This window comes from Streptomyces sp. NPDC101118 (assembly GCF_044759445.1).
Classification (GTDB): Bacteria; Actinomycetota; Actinomycetes; order Streptomycetales; family Streptomycetaceae; genus Streptomyces.
In genome coordinates, this window is sequence record NZ_JBIVZG010000015.1 from 108,223 (window position 1) to 128,277 (window position 20,055).

Genomic DNA, 20,055 nt, shown 5'->3' on the forward strand with positions numbered 1-20,055 from the left:
AATGGTCGGGGGACGGCACCCCGTACTCCCCTGAGGACCACACTCCCAGAGGCCGCCTTGAAGGCTCAGGACGTCATGACACTCTCCCCACATGCCTATCGACGCTGCCCGAGGAAGGGTCCGAAGAGGGAACACATGCCATACGGGCAACTCAAACTGCGCAAACGATGTGAGGCGATTCTCGGTCAGCTCGACCTCTCGCATCCGTTCTCCCTCGACGGCCTGTGCGCCCGCGTGGCGGACAGCCGCGGCCGTCCCATCAAGCTGCACCCGCTGCCCAAGGAGGCGGCCGAGTCAGGGGTGTGTGGCCTCTGGGTCGGAACGGCCACCGTGGACTACGTCTTCTACGAGGCCCAGACCTCGCGCCTGCACCAGGAGCACATCGTGCTCCACGAGCTGGGCCACATCCTGTTCGGCCACAACTCGCTGGAGGGCGAGGACGTCGCCGACGACGCGCCGGTGATCCTGGGCCGGACCAACTACACGACCCGGCAGGAGCAGGAGGCGGAGATGCTCGCGAGCATGATCCGCATCCAGTCCGGCCTCGCCCCGGCCGCCGCGCCCCAGGGGACGCTGGAGAAGCTGGAGTCGGCGATGGGGGTACGGGCACCCCAGAGCGGCATGCGGCTCTCCCCCGTCGCGGTGAGGCTGTCCCATGGCGGATGAGCTGACCGCGATCGGCGACTGGCTCGCCGTACCCAGCGTGGTGGTGCTGTGGGCGGCCGTGCTGCTGCGCGCCCCCTCGGCCGTGCGCGACCCGCTGCAGCGCGGCCTGTGGCTGGCGGTGGCCACGGCGGCGGCCGCGATGACGCTGAACCTGCCGGCCGTGCTCGAAGCGGCCGCCCAGTACCCGGACTACGCCCACGCGGTGGGCCTCACGCGGAACCTGACGGGTGTCCTGTCGGCGGGCGCGGTGCTGTACTTCGTGGCCACGACCACCCGGGGGCGCAACCTCCAGCTCGCCTCGTGCGTGATGACGGTGGTGCTGCTGGGCGCGATGGTGGCCCTGGACCTGCTGGCCCCGCCGCACACGGTGCACGGCATGCCGCCCGGCGGGGACCCGGTTCCCTCGCTCGCGTACTGGCTGACGCTGATGTTCGCGCACCTGCTGGCCAACACGGTCTGCGTGTTCGTGTGCTGGCGGTACGGGCGGCGCACCGACAGCCCCGGGCTGGCGGCGGGGCTGCGGCTGTTCGGGCTGGGCACGGCGCTGGCGGGGCTGTTCTGGTTCGTCTACCTGCTGAAGGCCACGCTGGGGTCCACCTGGGCGCTGCCGGCGCTGCCGCTGCTGATGAACGTGCACGGCCTGCTGCGGGCCGCGGCCATCTTCGTGCCGACGCTGTACGTGCTGCGCCGCACCGCGGGTGACGTGTCCACGGCCTGGCAGCTGTGGCCGCTGTGGCGGGACCTGGTGGAGGCGGTGCCGCACGTGGCGCTGCACAAGCCGCGCGCGTCCCGGCTGCTGGAGCTGGTGTGGCCGCCGGTCGCCCGCGACCTGCTGGTCTACCGCAAGGTGATCGAGACGCGGGACGCGATCCTGATGCTGAACGAGTACGTGGCTCCGGGCGTCCCGGAGCTGGCCCGCGAGCACGTCGCCGCGGCCGGCGTCCCGCACCCGCGCTGCGAGGCGGCCGTGCTGGCCTGTGTGATGAAGGAGGCGCGGCGGGCGAAGGCCGAGGGGCTGCAGCCTGGCGCGTCCACGTTCACCGCGGCGGCGATCGACGGCAGCGACCTCGAGAGCGAGAAACGTTTCCTCGTCGACGTGGCCGATGCCTACGCCGGCCCGGCCACCCTGTCCTTCGCACCGGAAGTGGAAGTGTCGTGACCACCGTTCTGATCACCGGGGCCAGCGCCGGCCTCGGCGCGGCCTTCGCGCGCGGCTTCGCCGCCAAGGGCTGTGACCTGGTGCTGGTCGCCCGGGACAAGGCGCGCCTCGAGAGCGTGGCCGGGGAACTGCGGGGCACCTTCGGGGTGTCCGTGGAGGTGCTGCCGGCGGACCTGCTGGACCCGGTGGCCCGGGAGGCCGTCGAGGTGCGGCTGGCGGAGGCCGGGCGGCCGGTGGACGTGCTGGTCAACAACGCGGGCTTCGGACTGCCGGCGCCGTTCCCGTACAGCCCGGTCGAGGACGAGGAACGGATGCTGGACCTGCTGGTCCGGGTGCCGCTGCGGCTGACCCACGCGGTGGTGCCGGGCCTGCGGGAGCGGGGCCGGGGTGCGGTGCTGAACGTGGCCTCGGTGGCGGGGCTGCTGCCGACGGGGACGTACGGCGCGGCCAAGGCCTGGGTGACGGCCTTCAGCGAATCGCTGCGGGTGGACCTGGAGCCGTACGGGGTGCGGGTGCTGGCGGTGGTGCCGGGCTTCACCCGGACCGAGTTCCAGGAGCGCGCCGGGATGGACGTGAGCGCGCTGCGGGACGCGGTGTGGCTGGAGGCCGACGCGGTGGTGGCCCGGGCGCTGCGCGACCTGGCCCTGCGGCGGCCGCTGAGCATCACGGGCTGGCGGTACCGGGTGTACGCCCAGGCGGTGCGGCATCTGCCGCGGAACCTGGTGGCGCGGCGGATGGCCCGTACGCGGAGGCCCCCGGCGGGGGTCTGAGGGGCGGACGCCTCTCTGTTCCGCCCGGGCCTGTGACGGCCCGGGCGGGAGGGGGCCCCGCGGGGGGGCCGGAACCGGGAGAGGGCTGGAGCCCGGTCGGGTCTAGAGCTCGGTCACCTTGCCGTCCGCGACCTCCAGGCGGCGGGTGGTCTGGACGGCGTCCAGCATCCGGCGGTCGTGGGTGACCAGCAGGAGCGTGCCCTCGTACGCCTCCAGCGCGGACTCCAGCTGCTCGATGGCCGGCAGGTCGAGGTGGTTCGTCGGCTCGTCCAGCACCAGCAGGTTCACGCCGCGCCCCTGGAGCAGGGCGAGGGCGGCGCGGGTGCGCTCGCCGGGCGACAGGGTGGCGGCGGGGCGCAGGACGTGCACCGCCTTCAGGCCGAACTTGGCGAGCAGCGTCCGTACGTCGGCCGGCTCCATGTCGGGCACCGCCGCGCAGAAGGCGTCCAGGAGCGAGTCGTCGCCGAGGAAGAGCCCGCGGGCCTGGTCGACCTCGCCGACGAGCACGCCGGAGCCGAGGGTGGCCGTGCCGGAGTCGAGCGGCAGGCGGCCGAGGAGCGCGCCGAGGAGGGTCGACTTGCCGGCGCCGTTGGCTCCGGTGATCGCGACGCGGTCGGCCCAGTCGAGCTGGAGGCTCACCGGTCCGAAGGTGAAGTCGCCGCGGCGCACCTCGGCCTCGCGGAGGACGGCGACGACGGAGCCGGAGCGCGGGGCGGCGGCGATCTCCATCCGCAGCTCCCACTCCTTGCGGGGCTCGTCCACGACCTCCAGGCGCTCGATGGCGCGCTGGGTCTGGCGGGCCTTGGCGGCCTGCTTCTCGGTGGACTCGGCGCGGTGCTTGCGGCCGATCTTGTCGTTGTCGGTGGCCTTGCGGCGGGCGTTGCGGACGCCCTTGTCCATCCAGTTGCGCTGCATCTGGGCGCGGCCTTCGAGGGCGGAGCGCTTGTCGGCGTACTCCTCGTACTCCTCGCGGGCGTGGCGGCGGGCGGTGGCCCGCTCCTCCAGGTACGCCTCGTAGCCGCCGCCGTAGAGGTTGACCTGCTGCTGGGCGAGGTCCAGCTCCAGCACCTTGGTGACGGTGCGGGCGAGGAACTCGCGGTCGTGGCTGATCACGACCGTGCCGGCGCGCAGCCCGGTGACGAAGGCCTCCAGCCGCTCCAGGCCGTCGAGGTCGAGGTCGTTGGTTGGCTCGTCGAGGAGGAAGACGTCGTAGCGGGAGAGGAGGAGGGAGGCGAGGCCTGCGCGGGCGGCCTGGCCGCCGGAGAGGGCGGTCATGGGCAGGTCGAGGCTGATGGCGAGGCCGAGGGAGCCGGCCACCTCCTCGGCGCGCTCGTCGAGGTCGGCGCCGCCGAGGCCCAGCCACCGGTCGAGGGCTTCGGCGTACGCGTCGTCGGCGCCCGGCGCGCCTTCGACGAGGGCCTCGGTGGCCGCGTCGAGGGCGGTCTGGGCGGCGGCGACGCCGGTGCGGCGGGCCAGGAAGGCGCGTACGGACTCGCCGGGGCGGCGTTCGGGCTCCTGGGGCAGGTGGCCGACGGTGGCGGTGGGCGGCGAGAGGCTGAGCTGTCCGTCCTCGGGGGTGTCGAGCCCGGCGAGGAGGCGGAGCAGGGTGGACTTGCCCGCGCCGTTCACGCCGACGAGGCCGATGACGTCCCCGGGGGCGACGACGAGGTCGAGCCCGGAGAACAGGGAGCGCTCACCGTGCCCGGCGGCGAGGTCTTTGGCGACGAGGGTTGCAGTCATGAGGGGGCCGATTCTATCGCCCGGTGCTTTCAGGACTTTCTCGATTTTGCGAGCGGGCAGGTCAGGGCCTTGATCACGTCGGGGCGGGCGGGGGCGGGGCGTTCCTCGGCGAGCGTGACGGCCGAATGGCGATCGTGTGACAGATGGGGGCGTGGACATGACTTGTGGCGTCGGGGATGAATACGTTCGAACGGCCGGTCGGCAAGATCACGACGGGCAACCCACGGCCCCTACCACCCCTTTGGAGCATCCGTGCACCGCAAAGTCATCGTCCCCGGCGTGCTCGCCGCCTCGGTCCTGCTGGCGATCCCGGCGTCGGCCGCGAGCTTCGTCCCGGGCGCGTCGGGCATCGGCGACACCTACTACCCGGCCAGCGGCAACGGCGGCTACGACGTCTCCCATTACGACTTGAGGCTGAAGTACCAGCCGGTCACCGACCTCCTCGAGGGCACCGCGACCATCCTCGCCACCACCAAGCAGGACCTGTCCCGCTTCAACCTCGACTTCGGCCTCAAGGTCAGCGAGGTCCGCGTGAACGGCACCAAGGCGAAGTTCGCCACGTCGGGCACGCAGGAGCTTGAGGTCACGCCGGCCGCCCCGCTGCCGAAGGGCAAGTCCGTCACCGTGGTCGTGAAGTACGCGGGCAAGCCCTCGGAGCTGAAGGTCGACGGCTGGACGGCCTGGCACCGCACGCCGGACGGCGGCGTGGCCGCGCAGGAGCCCGACTCGGCGATCTGGTGGTTCCCCTCGAACGACCACCCGCTGGACAAGGCCACCTTCGACGTGTCCGTCAGCGTCCCGGACGGCACGCAGGCGATCAGCAACGGCGTGCTCCAGTCGCAGAGCTCGCGCCTGGGCTGGACGCGCTACAACTGGCGCTCGAACAAGCCGCAGGCGACGTACCTGGCCACCCTGGCGATCGGCAGGTTCGACATCACGCAGGACACCACGGCCAACGGCCTGCCGGTCCTCAACGCGTACAGCAAGGACCTGGGCGACAACGCGGGCGCGGCGCGCGCGAGCATCGAGCGGACCGGTGAGGTCGCCGACTGGCTGTCCGAGGTGTTCGGCCCGTACCCCTTCAACGCGCTCGGCGGCTACGTGCCGAACGTGACCAGCGGCTACGCCCTGGAGACCCAGACCCGCCCGTTCTACAGCCCGCGGCAGTTCGCGAACGGCGCGAACGTCTCGGTGGTCGTCCACGAGCTGGCGCACCAGTGGTACGGCGACTCCGTCTCCGTGGACAACTGGAAGGACATCTGGGTCAACGAGGGCTTCGCCCGCTACAGCCAGTGGCTGTGGTCGGAGAAGGAGGGCGAGGGCACGGCGCAGGAGCTGGCGCAGTGGGCGTACGACTCACGGCCCGCGGAGGACCCGTTCTGGCAGGTCAAGCCGGGTGACCCGGGCCCGGACAACCAGTTCCACGGCGCCGTGTACGACCGGGGCGCGATCGCGCTCCAGGCGCTGCGCAACCAGGTGGGCGACAAGACCTTCTTCGCCATCCTGAAGGGCTGGCCGGCCGAGTTCGCGTACGGCAACGCCAAGGTCGGCGACTTCGTGAAGTACGCGGAGAAGGTGTCGGGCAAGCCGCTCGCGGCGCTCTTCGACACCTGGCTGTACACGCCGGGCAAGCCGTCCTTCGGCACGGCCGCCAAGGCCCTGGGCAGCGCCCCGAAGAACGCCAAGGGCCCGAAGGACACCGCGTCCGCCGACCGCCTGACCCCGCCGAACCGCACCGCCCCGAAGTCCTGGAAGAAGATCGCCGCCACGAACACGGTCCACGACCACTGACACCGGCACGGAGGGTTTGACCGGCGGTGCTCCGACCGCCTTCCCGGGCGGCGGAGTGCCGCCCCTGCGGAGCACCGCCGGCCCATGCGAGCAGATCCGGCCCAAAGGTCGAAATTCCCGTAACTGTGGTCCGCGGCTGCAGTACCTTCATGATCATGACGAGCTCATCCGCCGGGGAACTGACTGTCAGAAGCGAGAGCGTCCAGCGGCTCTACGCCTTCTACATAGCCGACCGCTTCCGGGTCAACCGCCGGTACCAGCGCAAGCTGGTCTGGAGCGTCGAAGAGAAGCAGCGGCTCATCGATTCGCTCCTCAAGGACCTCCCCATCCCGCTCATCCTCGTGGCCGAGATAGGCACTCCCGGCGATGTCTCCTTCGAGCTCATCGACGGGATGCAACGCATGAACGCGGTCTTCTCCTTCATCGAGAACGAGTTCCCGTTCGGCGGCGAGTACTTCAACCTGGACGCGCTCGCGGACACGAAGCTCCGGGTGGACAAGGGCGAGCTGAAGCAGAAGCACCCGGTGATGAGCCGTGAGCTCTCGGTCCACCTCGCGAACTACAACGTCGCATTGTCGGTGTACCGACCGGTCACGCCCGCGAGCGTGGACGAGGTGTTCCGACGGATCAACTCCGGCGGCCGCAGGCTCTCCCGTCAGAGCCTCCGGCAGGCGGGAACGCTGTCCCCTCTGGCCGACCTCGTCCGCGTGATCTCCGCAGGGGTCCGCGGGGACACGTCGCCCAGCGAAGTGGTCCCCCTCCGGGCGATGCCGAAGCTGAGCATCACGAACCGGGGGCTCGAGTACGGAGTCCTCGTGGACGACATCTTCTGGGTTCGTGAGGGGGTGCTCTGGCGGGAGGACGTCCGGGAGTCCATCGACGAGCAGCTCGTCCTCGACATCCTGATCGACTGCCTGACGGATCCGATCCCCAACTCCGGCACCCGCCTGCGAGACGAGTACTACAGCTACACCGACCTCGCCTCCGAGGACCAGGGCACGAAGGCCTCCCGGCAGCTGAATTCCGCGATCGAGTCCTACGGCGCCGACACCATCGAGGAGCACTTCACCTACGTCTACGACACCATCCGGTCGATCCTCGCCCGAGGGGACAAGAAGTTCTCCAACCTCGTCAGTGCCGGGACCAGCGGGCGTTCCCCGCGCTACTTCCACGGCGTCTTCCTCGCCGTCTACGAGCTGATCTTCAAGGACGGGATGCGGCTCCAGGACGCCGACCTCGCCTGGCGCCGCCTGCTCGGCATCGGGGCAAACATCATGGCCGTCCCGTCCGGCGGCGGCGACTGGCAGCGGGATTCGAAGCGCAAGACGATCGACGCCGTCAAGGGCGTCCTCCGGGACGCGTTCGAGAAGGCGGAGACGAAGGGCCAGGACCTGGGCCGGTACGGCTGGGCCAGTCAGCTGGAGAAGCTCCTCGGGAACGCCCTGGTCGAGCAGCAGGCGTTCGACTGCAAGCAGGGCTTCCTGCGCCTCGACGAGGCCCGTGCGTTCGATCCCCAGTCCTTCGCGAAGATCTGCCGGACGATCACCGCCATCGCCAACATCGGTCCGAACGTCACCGGCTACGTGGCGATCGGCATCGCGGACACCGAAGCCGACGCACGGCGCGTGGAGTCCCTCGACGCAGTCGCCCCCGAGCTGTGCCGGAACTTCCAGGTCATCGGCATCGAGCGGGAGGCCAAGCTGCGGTCGAAGTCGCTCAACGACTACTGGATGTGGATCTGCCAGCAGATCAAGGACAGCGACCTGGACCCCGATCTGGCGCGCCGGGTCACCGCCGACTCGAAGCTCGTCAACTACCGCGGCCTGGTCGTGGCCCTGCTCCAGGTGACCTCGGGGGTGAAGCCGTGCTTCTTCCAGAAACAGCTGCCCGAGCGGTCCGGCTCGGAGACCCTGATCGTGAACCCTGAGGACTACATACGCGTCTTCCAGAGGTTCATCGGCTAGCACGCACCGCACACGTCCGGTTCCGCGCCGCCGTCCGCTTCAGCGGGGGGCGGCGCGGCGCGTTGCGCGGTGGGTCCTGCGGGCCTCTCTCGCGATGGGGAGGTAGCGGAGGCGTTCCGGGAGGAGGGGGACGAGGGTGCGGACCGTGCGGCCGAGCAGGCGCAGGCGGCGTTCCTGGGCCGGGGTCCAGTCGAGGCCGATGGCCGCGCGGGCGTCGGGCGGCATCAGGCCGACGGTGACGAAGGCGCGGAAGCGGAGGAAGGCCCGGCTGAGTACGGGCCAGGCGGCGCGGACCGCGAGGCGGACGGGCAGCGGTCCGCCCGTGGGGGCCGGCAGGTCGACGTCGGTGGCGACGAGTTCGCGGGCCACGGCGGTGGAGCGGATCTCCTCAGCCAGCATCGTGCGGTAGTAGGGCCAGAACTCCTCGACGGTGGCGGGCATGTCCCGGTCGTGGATGCCGAGGACCCGGCCGACCATCAGCCACTCCGCGTACAGCTGCCGCTCCTCCGCCCCGGTCAGCGGGCGGAAGACGTAGGCGAGGCCGTAGCGGTAGACGGGGAAGCCGGTGGCGTGGATCCAGGTGTAGTACGCGGGGTCCAGGGCGTGGTAGCTGCGGCCGTCCTCGTCGGTGCCGCTGATGTCGCGGTGCAGGCGGCGCACCCGGCGTCCCTCCTCGGCCGCGGCCTCGCCGCCGTACACCCACAGCTGGACGGAGCGCAGGGAGCGTTCGCCGCGTCCCCACGGGTCGGTGCGGAAGACGGAGTACGTGTCGACGCCCGCGGCGACCACCGGGTGGGCCACCTGCATGGTGAACGCGGCGGGCAGCAGGAGCAGGGCCCTGATGTCGCCCGCGACGGTCCAGAGGATGCCGCCGGGCGGGGGCGGCTGGGGTGCTGGGGTCCGGCTCATGCCTCCAGTATCCGCTCGTCGCGGGCCGTCAAGATTCCCGGTGCATGGGTGTTACCTGAGGGTAACTCCGGCTGCTTTGATGGCGGAGCCGATCTTTCCCCCACCGGTTCACCGGGAATCAGGAGACTCCATGGCGCTCTCTCGCATCCGCCGCAGCCGGGCCGCAGGCGCGGCCGTCGCCGTCCTGGCCGCCGCGGCCCTCACGGCCACCGCGACCCCCGCCGCCTCGGCCGCCACTGCCGCCGAGGGCGGCACGACCACGGTGCCCCGGCTGTCCGTGCTGTCGTACAACGTGTTCCTGATGAGCAAGAACCTGTACCCGAACTGGGGCCAGGACCACCGCGCCGCCGAGATACCGAAGACGTCCTTCTTCCAGGGCAAGGACGTCGTCGTCCTCCAGGAGGCCTTCGACAACTCCTCGTCGGACGCGCTCAAGTCCAACGCCGCCGCGCAGTACCCGTACCAGACGCCGGTGATGGGCCGTTCGAAGACCGGCTGGGACGCCACGAGCGGCGCGTACTCCGCGACCACGCCCGAGGACGGCGGCGTGACGATCCTGAGCAAGTGGCCGATCGTCCGCAAGGAGCAGTACGTCTACAAGGACGCCTGCGGCGCCGACTGGTGGTCCAACAAGGGCTTCGTGTACGCGGTGCTGAACGTCAACGGCACCAAGGTGCACGTGGTGGGCACCCACGCGCAGTCCACCGACCCGGGCTGCGGCGCGGGCGAGGCGGCGCAGATGCGCAGCCGGCAGTTCCGCAACATCGACGCCTTCCTGGACGCCAAGGCCATCCCGGCCGGCGAACAGGTCATCGTGGCGGGCGACTTCAACGTGGACTCGCGCACGCCGGAGTACGCGACGATGCTCGCCGACGCGGGCCTGGTGGGCGCGGACTCGCGCACCGGTCACCCGTACTCGTTCGACACGGCGGAGAACTCGATCGCCAACTACCGCTACCCGTCCGACCCGAGGGAGGACCTGGACTACGTCCTGCACCGTGCGGGCCACGTGCGTCCGGCGGGCTGGAACAACAACGTGGTCAAGGAGCAGAGCGCGCCCTGGACCGTGAGCAGCTGGGGCACCAGCTACACGTACGACAACCTCTCGGACCACTACCCGGTGACCGCCGGCTAGCCGGTCCGCCCGGCGGCCGGCCGGCGGCCGCCGGGCGGACCGGCCGACTGCGCCCCGGCGGGATCCCCCCGTCGGGGCGCAGTGCCGTGTGCCGGGTGCGGTCAGTCCTCGTACAGGCCGTCGATGGCCTGCGCGTACTTCTCGCGCACCACGCGCCGGCGGAGTTTCAGCGAGGGGGTGAGCTCTCCGGTGTCGGGGCCCCATTCGCGGGTGAGGAGGCGGTGGCGCTTGATCTGCTCGGTGCGGTTGAGCCGGGCGTTGGCGGCCCGGACGGCGCGGTCGACCTCCTCGCGTACGGCGGGGTGCGCGGCCAGTTCCTCGGGACCTGCGGCCTCGATTCCGCGGGCGGCGGCCCAGGCCGGGGCGAGGTCGGGGTCGAGGACGAGCAGCGCGACGAGGTAGGAGCGGCCGTCGCCGTGGGCGTACGCCTGGCCGATCAGCGGGTGTTCCTTGAGGGTGTTCTCCACCAGCGCGGGCGAGACGTTCTTGCCGTTGGAGGTGATGATGAGTTCCTTCTTGCGGTCGGTGATCCAGAGGAACCCGTCCCCGTCGATGCGGCCGACGTCCCCGGTGGGGAACCAGCCGTCGGCGTCGCAGGCGCTCTCCAGCAAGCCGTCCGGCCGGAGGTAGCCGCCGAAGACGGTCTCGGCGCGGGTGAGGATCTCCCCGTCCTCCGCGATCCGCAGTTCCAGGCCCTCGATGGGGCGGCCCACCGAGCCGAGCCGGAAGTCGTCCACCCGGTTGACCGTGCAGACGCCGGAGGTCTCGGTGAGCCCCCACGCGTCCATGATCGTGATGCCGAAGCCGGCCCAGAAGCGCACCACGTCCAGCGGCATGGGCGCGGTGGCGCTGGCCGTCCAGACCAGGCGGTCCATGCCGGCCAGGGAGAGCAGCGGGACGAGGATCTCCGTACGGGCCTTCTCGTACGCTGCGGCCAGCTCGGCCGGCACCTCCTCGCCGCGCTCGCGGTGCCCGGCGTGGGCGCGGCCCAGCTCGGTGGCGGCCTCGATGACGGCCCGCCGGTCCTCGGGCAGCTGGGCGAGGGCGGCGCGCACGGAGGCGGCGAGCTTCTCCCAGACCCGGGGGACGCCGAAGAACTGCACGGGGTGGAGTTCCCGGACGGCCGCGGCGACGGCGGTGGGGTCGGCGCAGAGCCGTACGTGGGCGGCGCGGAGCAGCGGCAGGTAGATGCCGAGGATCCGCTCGGCGATGTGGGCGAAGGGGAGGTAGCAGATGTGCTCGGCGTGCTCGGGGAGTTCGGTCATCCGGTCCAGGCGGACGGACTGGAGGGCGATGTTGCGGTGGGTGAGGCGGACGCCCTTGGGGTCGCCGGTGGTGCCCGAGGTGTAGACGACGGTGAGCGGGTCCTCGGGGAGGATGTCCCGCCAGCCCTTCTCGAAGGCGTCGGCGCGGTGGGTGCGGGCGCCCGCGGCGTGCACGGCGCCGTACGTGGTGTGGCCGGCGGCCTCGGCCGGCTCGGCGACGACCAGCCGCTCCAGGGGGGTGTCCGGGTCGGCCAGGAGGGGTTCCCAGCGGCCGAGTTCGCGGGCGCCCTCGACCAGGGCGAGGCGGGCCCGGCTGTGGCGGGCGATGTGCGCGACCTGTTCGGGGGCCGAGGTGCCGTACACGGTGACGGGCACAGCCCCGAGGTGGACGAGGGCCAGGTCGGTGAGCCAGTGCTCGGGCCGGTTGCCCATCATGATCAGGACGTGTTCGCCGCGGGCGACGCCGAGCGCGGCGTAGCCGGAGGCGAGCACCGCCACCTTGCGGCGTACGTCGGCCCAGCTGAGGGTCGTCCAGCCGGGGCCGTCCCGCCAGGAGAGGGCGGGGAGGTCGCCGAGTTCCTCGGCGTTGCGGGCGAGCAGGGCGGGGATGGTCAGCGCGTGCGGGTCGGCGGGCAGTCGCAGATTCGTGGTCATGGCAGCTCCTGGCCGTTTCACATCGTTGGTGCGACAGCAATACTGTTGAACCCAAGCTGTGGAGCAGAGAGCGAGGCGGAGACGATGAACACCCAGGCCCCGGAGTCCACGCTCACCGTCGACGAGCTGGCGGCCCGGGCGGGCGTCACCGTCCGCACCGTACGTTTCTACAGCACGCGCGGTCTTTTGCCCCCTCCCGTGATCGGACCCCGTCGGGTGGGCCACTACGGGCCCGAGCACCTGTACCGGCTGGCGCTGATCGAGGAGCTGCAGCTGCAGGGCATGACCCTGTCGGCGATCGAGCGGTACCTGGACGCGCTGCCGGACGACCTGAGCGCGCACGACCTGGCGATCCACCGGGCCCTGGTGGCCACCTGGGCGCCGGACTCGGCGGAGCAGATCTCGCGGGAGGAGCTGGAGCGGCGGGCGGGGCGGTCGCTGGCGGACGCCGACGTGCGGCGGCTGGCGGCGATGAACGTGCTGTCGGCCGCGGGCGAGGGCTACCGCGTGGACCTGGGGCTGCTGCGGCTCGGGGTGGCGCTGCTCGACGTGCCGATCTCGCACGGGACGATCCTGGCCGCCCGGCAGGTGCTGCTGGAGCACACCCGGTCGGCGGCGCACGAGCTGACCCGGCTGTTCCGGGACGAGGTGTGGGGGCCCTTCACGGAGGGCGAGGACGACCCGGACCGGGTGGAGGCGATGAAGTCGCTGTCGGCACACATGCAGCCGATGGTGGTGCAGGCGCTGGTGACCGCGTTCCAGCGGTCGCTCAAGGAGGAGCTGCGGGCGGCGTTCGTCCCGGAGCCGGAGGACTCCTGACGAACGCCGCCCGTTCGGCCGCTAGTCGGCGAACGTCTCGCCGCGCTCGGCCTTCTCCACCAGCAGGGCGGGCGGGGTGAACCGGTCGCCGTACCGCTCGGCCAGCTCGCGGGCGCGCGCCACGAAGCCGGGCAGGCCGCCCTCGTAGCCGTTGATGTACTGGATCGCGCCGCCGGTCCAGGCCGGGAAGCCGATGCCCATGATGGAGCCGATGTTGGCGTCCGCCACCGAGGTCAGCACGCCCTCCTCGATGCAGCGGACGGTGTCCAGCGCCTCGGAGAAGAGCATCCGCTCCTTCATGTCCTCGAACGGGATCTCGTACCCGGCCTTGGTGAAGTGCTCCCGCAGGCCCGGCCACAGCCGGGTGCGCTTGCCGTCGGCGTACTCGTAGAAGCCCGCGCCGCCGCTGCGGCCGGGGCGCTCGAACTCGTCCACCATGCGGTCGATGACCTGGTCGGCGGGGTGCGCGGTCCAGGCGCGGCCCTCGGCCTCGAAGGCCTTGCGGGTCTCGTTGCGGATCTTGCGCGGGAGGGTGAGGGTCAGCTCGTCCATCAGGGAGAGCACCTTGGCCGGGTAGCCGGCCTGGCCGGCGGCCTGCTCGATGGAGGCCGGCTCGACGCCCTCGCCGAGCATGGCGACGCCCTCGTTGATGAACTGGCCGATCACGCGGGAGGTGAAGAAGCCGCGCGAGTCGTTCACCACGATCGGGGTCTTGTTGATCTGGCGGACCAGGTCGAAGGCGCGGGCCAGCGCCTCGTCGCCGGTCGCCCCGCCCTTGATGATCTCGACGAGCGGCATCTTGTCGACGGGCGAGAAGAAGTGCAGGCCGATGAAGTCGGCCGGGCGGGAGACGCCCTCGGCGAGGGAGGTGATGGGCAGCGTCGAGGTGTTGGAGCAGAGCAGCGCGTCGGGGGCGACGACGTCCTGGATCTCCTGGAACACCTTGTGCTTGAGCGTGGTGTCCTCGAAGACGGCCTCGATGACGGCGTCGCAGCCCGCGAGGTCGGCCGGGTCGGCGGTCGGGGTGATGCGGGCCAGCAGCTCGGCGCGCTTGGCCTCGGTGGTGCGGCCGCGCGAGAGGGCCTTGTCGAGGAGCTTCTCGGAGTACGCCTTGCCCTTGGCGGCGGCCTCGGCGGTGACGTCCTTGAGGACGACGTCGATGCCGGCCCGGGCGCAGGAGTACGCGATGCCCGCGCCCATCATGCCGGCGCCGAGGACGGCGACCTTGGTGACCTTGCGGGGCTCGACGCCCTTGGGGCGGGACTGGCCGGAGTTCACGGCCTGGAGGTCGAAGAAGAAGGCCTGGATCATGTTCTTCGCCGTCTGGCCGGTGACCAGCTCGGTGAAGTAGCGGGCCTCGATGGTCAGCGCGGTCTCGAAGTCCACCTGGGAGCCCTCGACGGCGCAGGCCAGGATGTTGCGCGGGGCCGGGTACGGGGCGCCGTTGAGCTGCTTCTTGAGGCTGGCCGGGAAGGCCGGGAGGTTCGCGGCGAACCGCGGGTTGGACGGCGTGCCGCCGGGGATCCGGTAGCCGGGGACGTCCCAGGGCTGCTTCGACTCGGGGTTGGCGTCGATGAAGGCGCGGGCCTTGGCCAGCATCTCCTCGGGGGTGGCGGCCAGTTCGTGGACCAGGCCGTTCTCCAGCGCGCGCTGCGGGTTGTACTGGGTGCCCTGGAGCAGCACCTTGAGGAGGGCGTCGGCGATGCCCATGAGGCGCACGGTACGGGTGACGCCGCCGCCGGCCGGGAGGAGGCCGAGGGTGACCTCGGGGAGGCCGATCTTGGAGCCGGGGGCGTCCAGGGCCACCCGGTGGTGGGAGGCCAGGCAGATCTCGTAACCGCCGCCGAGGGCGGTGCCGTTGACCGCGGCGACGACGGGCACGCCGAGGGTCTCGATGCGGCGCAGGGAGGCCTTGATCTCGGTGCCGGTGTCGAAGGCGAGCTGCGCGTGCTCGGGGCGCAGCCGGATCATGTCCTTGAGGTCGCCGCCGGCGAAGAAGGTCTTCTTCGCGGAGGTGTAGATGATGCCGCGGATGGAGTCCTTCTCGGCCTCGGCGCGGTCGGCGACGGCCGCGATGGAGTCCTTGAAGGCCTGGTTCATCGTGTTGGCGGACTGGTTCGGGTCGTCGAGGACCAGGGTGACGACGCCGGTCTCGTCCTGTTCCCAGCGGATCGTGGTGGACTCGCTCATGTTCTCAACTTCCGTGTGGGTGGCGTGCCGTGGGCGGGATACAGGACGGGTTCAGAGGCGTTCGACGATGGTGGCGATGCCCATGCCGCCGCCGACGCAGAGGGTCGCGAGGCCGTAGCGCTTGTCCTGGCGCTCCAGCTCGTCGACGAGGGTGCCGAGGATCATCGCGCCGGTGGCGCCCAGCGGGTGGCCCAGTGCGATGGCGCCGCCGTTGACGTTGACCTTGTCCAGGGTGGTGCCCATGTCCTTGACGAAGCGCAGCACGACGCCGGCGAAGGCCTCGTTGATCTCGATCAGGTCGATGTCGTCGATGGTCAGGCCGGCCTTGGCGAGGGCCTTGCGGGTGGCCGGGGCCGGGCCGGTGAGCATGATGGTCGGCTCGGAGCCGGAGACGGCGGCGGAGACGATGCGGGCGCGGGGGGCCAGGCCGTTGCGCTCGCCGGCCTCGCGGGAGCCGATGGCGACGAGGGAGGCGCCGTCGACGATGCCGGAGGAGTTGCCGGCGTGGTGCACGTGGTCGATCTTCTCGACCCAGTGGTACTTCTGCAGGGCGACGGCGTCGAAGCCGCCGAGCTCGCCGATGTCCGCGAAGGACGGCTTGAGCTTCGCGAGGGAGTCGGCGGTGGTGCCGGGGCGCATGAACTCGTCGTGGTCGAGCACGGTCAGGCCGTTGCGGTCGAGGACCGGGACGACGGACTTGGCGAAGCGGCCCTCCTTCCAGGCGGCGGCCGCGCGCTCCTGCGAGAGGGCGGCGTACTCGTCCACGTCGCGGCGGCTGAAGCCCTCCAGGGTGGCGATCAGGTCGGCGCCGATGCCCTGGGGGACGAAGTTGACGTTGAAGTTGGTCATCGGGTCGGCGAACCAGGCGCCGCCGTCCGAGGCCATCGGCACGCGGGACATCGACTCGACGCCGCCCGCGAGGACCAGGTCCTCCCAGCCGGAGCGGACCTTGGCGGCGGCCATGTTGACGGCCTCCAGGCCGGAGGCGCAGAAGCGGTTCTCCTGGACGCCGGCGACGGTGTCGGGCAGGCCGGCCGCGATGGCGGCGATCCGCGCGATGTCGGAGCCCTGGTCGCCGACCGGGCCGACGACGCCGAGCACGATGTCGTCGATGGTGCCCGGGTCGAGTCCGGGGTTGCGCTCGCGCAGGGCGTCGATGAGGCCCACGACCAGGTCGATGGGCTTGGTGCCGTGCAGAGCGCCGTTGGCCTTCCCGCGCCCGCGCGGGGTGCGGATCGCGTCGTACACGTAAGCTTCGCTGCTCACTGGTCAAGCCTTTCCTGAGGGTCCTGCGGGGTGCGGGAGGTGTCCGGCGGCGGGACGGAGGTCCGGCCGCCGGACGGGGTGTGGAGGGGCGCGGCGGGGCTGGCGGCCGGTCGGCCTGTCAGCCCAGCAGGGAGCGGCCGATGATCTCCTTCATGATCTCGGTCGTCCCGCCGTAGATGGTCTGGATGCGGCTGTCGGTGAAGGCGCGGGCCACCCGGTACTCGGTCATGTAGCCGTAGCCTCCGTGGAGCTGGAGGCAGCGGTCGGCCACGCGCTTCTGGAGTTCGGTGGCCCACCACTTGGCCATGGACGCGTGGGTGGCGTCGAGGGTGCCGGCGGCGTGCTCGGTGATGCAGCGGTCGAGGAAGGCACGGGTGACGGCGCACTCGGTGGCCATCTCGGCGATCTCGAAGCGGATGTGCTGGAGCTTGGCGAGCGGCCGGCCGAAGGCCTCGCGCTCCTTGACGTACGCGGTGGTGATCTCCACCAGGTGCTCGGCCGCGGTGATCGCGGCCATGGCGATGGCCATCCGCTCCTGGGGAAGGTTGGTCATCAGGTGCACGAAGGCGCCGTTGAGGTCGCCGAGCAGGTTGTCCTTGGGGACGCGTACGTCGTTGAAGAACAGCTCGGCGGTGTCCTGGGACTTCTGGCCGATCTTGTCGAGGTTGCGGCCGCGTTCGAAGCCGGGCGTGCCGCGCTCGACGACCAGCAGCGACAGGCCGTGCGCGCCGCCCTCGGGGGTGGTGCGGGCGACCACGATCACCAGGTCGGACAGGATGCCGTTGGAGATGAAGGTCTTGGAGCCGTTGAGCAGCCAGTGGTCGCCCCGGTCCTCCGCGGTGGTCCTGATGCCCTGGAGGTCGGAGCCGGCGCCGGGCTCGGTCATCGCGATGGCGGTGATCGTCTCGCCGCTGCAGAACCCGGGCAGCCAGCGGCGCTTCTGCTCCTCGGTGGCCAGGGAGGTCAGGTAGGGGCCGATGATGTCGTTGTGCAGGCCGATCGCCAGTCCGGCCGCGCCGGCCCGGGTGAACTCCTCGGCCAGGACGGCGGCGTAGCGGAAGTCGGGGTTGCCGCCGCCCCCGTACTCCTCGGGTACGGCGAGGCCGAGCAGGCCCTGCCGGCCGGCGGCCAGCCAGGCCTCGCGGGAGACGATGCCGTCCTTCTCCCACTGGTCGTAGTGCGGCAGCACCTCCTTGGTGAGGAAGGTGCGGACCGTCTCGCGGAAGGCCTCGTGGTCCTCGGTGTAGATCTGTCGCTGCATCCGCTCCCCCTAGAGCCAGTTCTTGACGGTTTCGATGAGCCGCGCCGGTTCGGGGCCCACGGGCGTGACGTTGAGCATGGTGACGCCCGCCTCGCGGAAGGCCTCGATGCGCTCGCGTACGTACCCCTCGGGCCCGCACAGGGTCATCAGCTCGCAGAACTCGTCCGGCACGGCGGCGGCCGCGTCGCGCTTGCGGCCGGAGAGGTACAGCTCCTGGATGCGGCGGGCCTCCTCCTCGTAGCCGTAGGCCACGGCGAGGTCGTTGTAGAAGTTCTTGCCCGGCGCGCCCATGCCGCCGACGTAGAGCGCGATCTGGGGGCGGGCGAGGTCCCGGGCGCGGGCCGCGTCCTCGCCGATGGCGAGCAGGCCGCCGGCCACGGTCTGGAGCGGCCCGAGGGCGGGGTCGCGCCGGGCGGTGCCCTCGTCGAGGGCGGTCCCCCACACCCGGCGGGCCTTCTCGGGGATGAAGAGGGTGGGCAGCCAGCCGTCGGCGACCTCGGCGGTGAGGCGGACGTTGGCGGGGCCCAGCGAGGCGACGTAGACGGGGATGTCCGGGCGGACCGGGCGGGTGAGGATCTTCAGCGGCTTGCCGTGGCGGCCGCCCTTCTCGGGCGGCAGGGGCATGTCGGTGATGCCGTGGTGGTCGATGGTCTCGCGGCGCCAGATGCGGCGGCACAGCTCGACGGTCTCGCGGGTGCGGCCGAGCGGGCGGTCGTACGGCTTGCCGTGCCAGCCCTCGACGACCTGGGGGCCGGAGGCGCCCAGGCCCAGCATGGCCCGGCCGCCGGAGAGGGCGTCGAGGCCGGCGGCGGTCTGCGCGATGAGGGCGGGGGTGCGGGAGTAGACGTTGACGATGGCCGAGCCGATCTTCATCCGCTCGGTGCGGGCGGCGAGGTAGCCCATGATCGTCGGGGAGTCGAAGCCCCACGCCTCGGCGACCCAGACCGCGTCCAGGCCGGCCGCCTCCAGGGCCGCGGCCTCGTCCGCGGCGCGGCGGGGGTCGCCGGCGTAGTCCAGCAGCATGGACAGTTCCACGGTGTCGTCCTCAGGCTTCGGGGGCGGGCTTCGGGGCGGGGGTGGGGAGGCTGTCGGGGGCACTGCTTCCGGCGGTCGCCGTGGCGCCGCCTGTCGCCGTCGAGCCACCGGTCGCCGTGGCGCCGTCGGTCGCCGTCGACCCACCGGTCGCCGTGGCGCCGTCGGTCGTCGTCGCTCCGCCGACCGCCGTGGCCAGGCCCGGGAGGTCCCAGTCGCGGGCCACCTCGGCCGTGTGGGCGCCGGGCATGGCGGGGCCGCTGTGCACGGTGCCGGGCGTGGCGGAGAACCGGGGCGCGGGAGCGGGCTGGGTGATGCCGCCGAACTCGGTGAAGGTCGCGCGGGCGGCGAGGTGGGGGTGGTGCGGGGCCTCGCGCAGGGAGAGCACGGGGGCGACGCAGGCGTCGCTGTCCTGGAAGACCTGCGTCCACTCCGCCCGGGTACGGGTGCGGAAGCGGGCGGCGACGGCCTCGCGCAGCTCGCCCCAGCGGGCCAGGTCCTTGCGGGCGGGGGCCTCGTCCGCGATCCCGAGGAGCGCGGTGAACTCGTCGTAGAACTGCTGCTCCAGCGCGCCGACGGCCATGTACCCGCCGTCCGCGGTCTCGTACGTGCCGTAGAAGGGGCAGCCGCCGTCGAGCAGGTTCGCGCCGCGCCGGTCCTGCCAGCCGCCGGCCGCGACCATGCCGTGGATCATCGCGGTGAGGTGGGAGGTGCCGTCCACGATGGCGGCGTCGACGACCTGGCCGGTGCCGGTGGCCCGGGCGTGGTGGAGGGCGGCGAGCAGGCCGACGACCAGGTAGAGGGAGCCACCGGCGTAGTCGCCGACCAGGTTGGCGGGGACGGCGGGCGGCTCGTCCGGGTTGCCGATCATGCCGAGGGCGCCGGTGACCGCGATGTACGCGATGTCGTGGCCGGCGCGCTGGGCGAGGGGGCCGTCCTGCCCCCAGCCGGTCATCCGGCCGTAGACGAGGCGCGGGTTGCGGGCGTGGCACGCGTCGGGGCCGACGCCGAGGCGTTCGGCGACGCCGGGGCGGTAGCCCTCGATGAGGACGTCGGCGCGCTCGACGAGGCCGAGCACGGCGGCGGGGCCGTCCTCGGCCTTGAGGTCGATCACCACGGAGCGCTTGTTGCGGTTGGTGATGTCGTACGCGGGATTGATCGCCAGGCCCCCGCCGCCGGGGCGGTCCACGCGCACCACGTCCGCGCCGAGGTCGGCGAGGAGCATGGCGGCGAACGGGCCGGGGCCGATGCCCGCCAGCTCGACGACGCGTACCCCCGCGAGCGGGCCGTTCCGTGTCGTGTGCTCCGCTTCGTGCCCTGCCACCGCCATCGAGCCCCCAGGTACTCAGGTATGTGACACAACTGATGTAACACCAGCGATGCTAGGAACGTGTTCCACTCAGCACAAGCCCCGGGCGAGCAAGCGCTTAGTGA

General features: G+C 71.8%; 15 protein-coding genes. 7 read left to right on the plus strand and 8 right to left on the minus strand.

What is annotated here, in order from left to right:
• Positions 1–135 precede the first annotated feature (135 nt).
• From ACIQUQ_RS23575 to ACIQUQ_RS23585, 3 genes are read left to right on the plus strand one after another with little or no spacing between them, the layout of a single operon-like run.
• The gene (locus ACIQUQ_RS23575; RefSeq protein ID WP_403979026.1) at positions 136–666 is read left to right on the plus strand and encodes a hypothetical protein; all 531 of its coding nucleotides are present in this window, start codon (positions 136–138) and stop codon (positions 664–666) included.
• Positions 656–1,825, plus strand: a complete 1,170-nt coding sequence (locus ACIQUQ_RS23580) for an MAB_1171c family putative transporter (RefSeq protein WP_403979028.1) — start codon at positions 656–658, stop codon at positions 1,823–1,825. The genes ACIQUQ_RS23575 and ACIQUQ_RS23580 overlap by 11 nt, the downstream gene beginning before the upstream one ends.
• Positions 1,822–2,595 (plus strand): SDR family NAD(P)-dependent oxidoreductase, encoded by a 774-nt coding sequence (locus ACIQUQ_RS23585; RefSeq protein ID WP_403979031.1) that lies wholly within the window; start codon positions 1,822–1,824, stop codon positions 2,593–2,595. Before ACIQUQ_RS23580 ends, ACIQUQ_RS23585 begins: the two co-directional genes overlap by 4 nt.
• Positions 2,596–2,697: 102 nt before the next feature.
• Here ACIQUQ_RS23585 and ACIQUQ_RS23590 read toward each other — a convergent pair whose 3' ends face one another.
• Complete coding sequence (locus ACIQUQ_RS23590) at positions 2,698–4,335, minus strand: ABC-F family ATP-binding cassette domain-containing protein (protein ID WP_403979033.1); 1,638 nt, start codon at positions 4,333–4,335, stop codon at positions 2,698–2,700.
• 252 nt (positions 4,336–4,587) lie between these two features.
• On the opposite strand from ACIQUQ_RS23590, the gene ACIQUQ_RS23595 reads away from it, so the two are divergent.
• A complete protein-coding gene (locus tag ACIQUQ_RS23595) occupies positions 4,588–6,126 on the plus strand; it encodes a M1 family metallopeptidase (protein WP_403979036.1) in 1,539 nt (512 codons plus the stop codon).
• A gap of 155 nt (positions 6,127–6,281) precedes the next feature.
• Positions 6,282–8,090 carry a DUF262 domain-containing protein gene (locus tag ACIQUQ_RS23600; protein ID WP_403979039.1) on the plus strand — a complete coding sequence of 603 codons (1,809 nt, stop codon included), beginning with the start codon at positions 6,282–6,284 and terminating at the stop codon, positions 8,088–8,090.
• A 39-nt stretch (positions 8,091–8,129) separates the two neighbouring features.
• Here ACIQUQ_RS23600 and ACIQUQ_RS23605 read toward each other — a convergent pair whose 3' ends face one another.
• Complete coding sequence (locus ACIQUQ_RS23605) at positions 8,130–8,999, minus strand: oxygenase MpaB family protein (protein WP_403979041.1); 870 nt, start codon at positions 8,997–8,999, stop codon at positions 8,130–8,132.
• A 130-nt stretch (positions 9,000–9,129) separates the two neighbouring features.
• Here ACIQUQ_RS23605 and sph point away from each other — a divergent pair, with 130 nt between their 5' ends.
• Positions 9,130–10,134, plus strand: a complete 1,005-nt coding sequence (sph, locus tag ACIQUQ_RS23610) for a sphingomyelin phosphodiesterase (protein WP_403979043.1) — start codon at positions 9,130–9,132, stop codon at positions 10,132–10,134.
• A gap of 101 nt (positions 10,135–10,235) precedes the next feature.
• Here sph and ACIQUQ_RS23615 read toward each other — a convergent pair whose 3' ends face one another.
• The gene (locus ACIQUQ_RS23615; protein ID WP_403979045.1) at positions 10,236–12,053 is read right to left on the minus strand and encodes an AMP-dependent synthetase/ligase; all 1,818 of its coding nucleotides are present in this window, start codon (positions 12,051–12,053) and stop codon (positions 10,236–10,238) included.
• 84 nt (positions 12,054–12,137) lie between these two features.
• Here ACIQUQ_RS23615 and ACIQUQ_RS23620 point away from each other — a divergent pair, with 84 nt between their 5' ends.
• Complete coding sequence (locus ACIQUQ_RS23620; protein ID WP_403979047.1) at positions 12,138–12,872, plus strand: MerR family transcriptional regulator; 735 nt, start codon at positions 12,138–12,140, stop codon at positions 12,870–12,872.
• 21 nt (positions 12,873–12,893) lie between these two features.
• Here ACIQUQ_RS23620 and ACIQUQ_RS23625 read toward each other — a convergent pair whose 3' ends face one another.
• From ACIQUQ_RS23625 to ACIQUQ_RS23645, 5 genes are all read right to left on the minus strand, one after another.
• A complete protein-coding gene (locus ACIQUQ_RS23625; protein WP_403979049.1) occupies positions 12,894–15,062 on the minus strand; it encodes a 3-hydroxyacyl-CoA dehydrogenase NAD-binding domain-containing protein in 2,169 nt (722 codons plus the stop codon).
• Positions 15,063–15,113: 51 nt separating this feature from the next.
• Entirely contained in the window at positions 15,114–16,328 is a 1,215-nt protein-coding gene (locus ACIQUQ_RS23630) for an acetyl-CoA C-acetyltransferase (RefSeq protein WP_403979051.1), read from the minus strand.
• Between the two features lie 118 nt (positions 16,329–16,446).
• Positions 16,447–17,589 carry an acyl-CoA dehydrogenase family protein gene (locus tag ACIQUQ_RS23635; RefSeq protein WP_403979055.1) on the minus strand — a complete coding sequence of 381 codons (1,143 nt, stop codon included), beginning with the start codon at positions 17,587–17,589 and terminating at the stop codon, positions 16,447–16,449.
• Between the two features lie 9 nt (positions 17,590–17,598).
• Complete coding sequence (locus ACIQUQ_RS23640; protein WP_403979058.1) at positions 17,599–18,624, minus strand: LLM class F420-dependent oxidoreductase; 1,026 nt, start codon at positions 18,622–18,624, stop codon at positions 17,599–17,601.
• Between the two features lie 10 nt (positions 18,625–18,634).
• The gene (locus tag ACIQUQ_RS23645) at positions 18,635–19,951 is read right to left on the minus strand and encodes a CaiB/BaiF CoA transferase family protein (RefSeq protein ID WP_403979061.1); all 1,317 of its coding nucleotides are present in this window, start codon (positions 19,949–19,951) and stop codon (positions 18,635–18,637) included.
• Positions 19,952–20,055 lie beyond the last annotated feature (104 nt).

Coding starts and splice junctions, on each gene's coding strand:
- ACIQUQ_RS23575 (WP_403979026.1), top strand. CDS start 136: ATGCCATACGGGCAACTCAAACTGCGCAAACGATGTGAGGCGATTCTC.
- ACIQUQ_RS23580 (WP_403979028.1), top strand. CDS start 656: ATGGCGGATGAGCTGACCGCGATCGGCGACTGGCTCGCCGTACCCAGC.
- ACIQUQ_RS23590 (WP_403979033.1), bottom strand. CDS start 4,335: ATGACTGCAACCCTCGTCGCCAAAGACCTCGCCGCCGGGCACGGTGAG.
- ACIQUQ_RS23600 (WP_403979039.1), top strand. CDS start 6,282: ATGACGAGCTCATCCGCCGGGGAACTGACTGTCAGAAGCGAGAGCGTC.
- ACIQUQ_RS23605 (WP_403979041.1), bottom strand. CDS start 8,999: ATGAGCCGGACCCCAGCACCCCAGCCGCCCCCGCCCGGCGGCATCCTC.
- sph (WP_403979043.1), top strand. CDS start 9,130: ATGGCGCTCTCTCGCATCCGCCGCAGCCGGGCCGCAGGCGCGGCCGTC.
- ACIQUQ_RS23615 (WP_403979045.1), bottom strand. CDS start 12,053: ATGACCACGAATCTGCGACTGCCCGCCGACCCGCACGCGCTGACCATC.
- ACIQUQ_RS23620 (WP_403979047.1), top strand. CDS start 12,138: ATGAACACCCAGGCCCCGGAGTCCACGCTCACCGTCGACGAGCTGGCG.
- ACIQUQ_RS23625 (WP_403979049.1), bottom strand. CDS start 15,062: ATGAGCGAGTCCACCACGATCCGCTGGGAACAGGACGAGACCGGCGTC.
- ACIQUQ_RS23635 (WP_403979055.1), bottom strand. CDS start 17,589: ATGCAGCGACAGATCTACACCGAGGACCACGAGGCCTTCCGCGAGACG.
- ACIQUQ_RS23645 (WP_403979061.1), bottom strand. CDS start 19,951: ATGGCGGTGGCAGGGCACGAAGCGGAGCACACGACACGGAACGGCCCG.